This is a genomic window from Companilactobacillus nodensis DSM 19682 = JCM 14932 = NBRC 107160, from assembly GCF_000615905.1.
GTDB lineage: Bacteria > Bacillota > Bacilli > Lactobacillales > Lactobacillaceae > Companilactobacillus > Companilactobacillus nodensis.
The window spans coordinates 1-1,696 of sequence record NZ_BAMN01000048.1 but is presented as its reverse complement, the minus strand read 5'-3'; the positions used below and the strand labels follow the sequence as shown (position 1 = coordinate 1,696).

Genomic DNA, 1,696 nt, shown 5'->3' with positions numbered 1-1,696 from the left:
CTGATCTTCTTTATATAGTCAGGCATGGAATCGAACCATGCACCATCATCAGTATTTAGCGTTACCCTTTGCGCCACTGACTACCGTTGTTGTATTCGCAAATCAAAAAAGAACTAAAAGCTCTTTCTTTTATATTTTATGATTGCTTTCCGACAATCAACGTTCCGAATAGGAGTCGAACCTATAATCGTTCGGTTAACAGCCGAATGCTCTACCAGTTGAGCTATCGAAGCATGAGACTGGAACTAACCAGCCTAATAAATTCTTGAAGGAGTTTATAGCACTAATGTTCTATGTGAAAGTAACCAACTTTCACAATGTGAGAATGAGGATTCGAACCTCAAGCTAAATTGGAAGGAAAAACATTTAAATATTGTTAAGGGAAATACTAATTATTTTTTTAATTTAGCCCACCCATGTGTTCTCACGAAATGAAGAGTGTTATCATAACTCTTCTAGCAAATGAGCTCCTTTTAAGCGGTAGAGTAACCGCATATCTCTTAATCTTTCGATAATACTAATATAACACTTAAATAGTCTGGTAATTGTCTGGTAATTGTCTGGTAAAGTGCTGGTAAAACTCCGGTAAAGTGCTGATTTTCTAAATATACTCTTTCCAATCTCTTATTTGGTCTTCTTTTAAATATGCATGAAAATCATGTATTTTAATGAAGGAATCCGCAAAATATAAATATGCCCTTTTTTTCTTCACATTATATTGTGCGTGTTGATAACCTAATGACATTTGAGTAGTTATGTCTGGCTGATCATTTAAATAAACCGCTCTTAATATTTTTCTATAAATCAAAGGACATCTATTGATAGCTTTAACAGTAGCTTTAACTAACCTTTGTGCTTCAAAGTGACTTATCATTCCATTTTCCGTACCATTGTCACCACTCAAGGAACTAATCCCAGTCACATCAAACTTAGGAGACTGCACATCAAGCATGGAATATCCTGCTTGTAAAACAAGTCTTGGAAATTCTTTTTCAAAATAATTTTTTACATTTTTTTCTGTTCTATCTGTGTCAACTTGTCTTAACAATCCCATATCCTAGTCTCCCATTTGTGATATAATTGATTTACCGGAACCAATTAATTAGCTGCTCACGTTGTGAGTGGCTTTTTTTATTGCTTTAATTCCTGATTACAGGTTCTTTAGTAGGTATAGTGTCACCAAAGCCACCATCAACATCTAAATCAGACATTACTAAGTACATATAAATTTTCATTTCTTAGCCTTCCAATCTTCATCAGGAATTACAAACTGGCTGCCATCTTGATAAGTAACGATCCAATCACCTTGACTAAGAAATACTTGAAGTCCATTAATATTAATCAGGTGTATGCCATAGTCATATGTATAAACTCCGATTGTTGACATCATTTCTTCGTCCCAAGAATCAAATTGAACTGCTTTGACAATCTTCTTATCGTTTCCAACCTCCATATAACTTTTCTTAAAAATATCATCTCTGATAGCCCAATGTTCGCCATCTACTCCTGTGGCAATCCAATCGTTAACCCCTAGCACCATATCGCCTTCCAGTGTATTAATAGTATAATCTGGGTCTAGTGGCATAGGCGGCGTGATATTGTATTTTTTAAACATTTCATCTGAACCATCAAACTGCTCTGCTTGAATGGTTGCTACTTTCCGATATGTTTTAATCATTTCTCAGCCTCCGGGAAT

The 1,696-nt window shown here is 35.1% G+C and carries 2 protein-coding genes and 1 tRNA gene; all 3 read right to left on the bottom strand.

Features of this window, described 5'->3' with window-relative positions; all coding sequences use genetic code 11:
- Positions 1-160: 160 nt before the first annotated feature.
- Positions 161-233, bottom strand: a tRNA-Asn gene (locus tag JCM14932_RS13895).
- Positions 234-601: 368 nt separating this feature from the next.
- Positions 602-1,054, bottom strand: coding sequence for an ArpU family phage packaging/lysis transcriptional regulator (locus tag JCM14932_RS13890; RefSeq protein ID WP_025025385.1), 453 nt, complete (start codon positions 1,052-1,054; stop codon positions 602-604).
- 177 nt (positions 1,055-1,231) lie between these two features.
- Positions 1,232-1,678 carry a hypothetical protein gene (locus JCM14932_RS17710; protein ID WP_025025384.1) on the bottom strand — a complete coding sequence of 149 codons (447 nt, stop codon included), beginning with the start codon at positions 1,676-1,678 and terminating at the stop codon, positions 1,232-1,234.
- Positions 1,679-1,696: the final 18 nt, after the last annotated feature.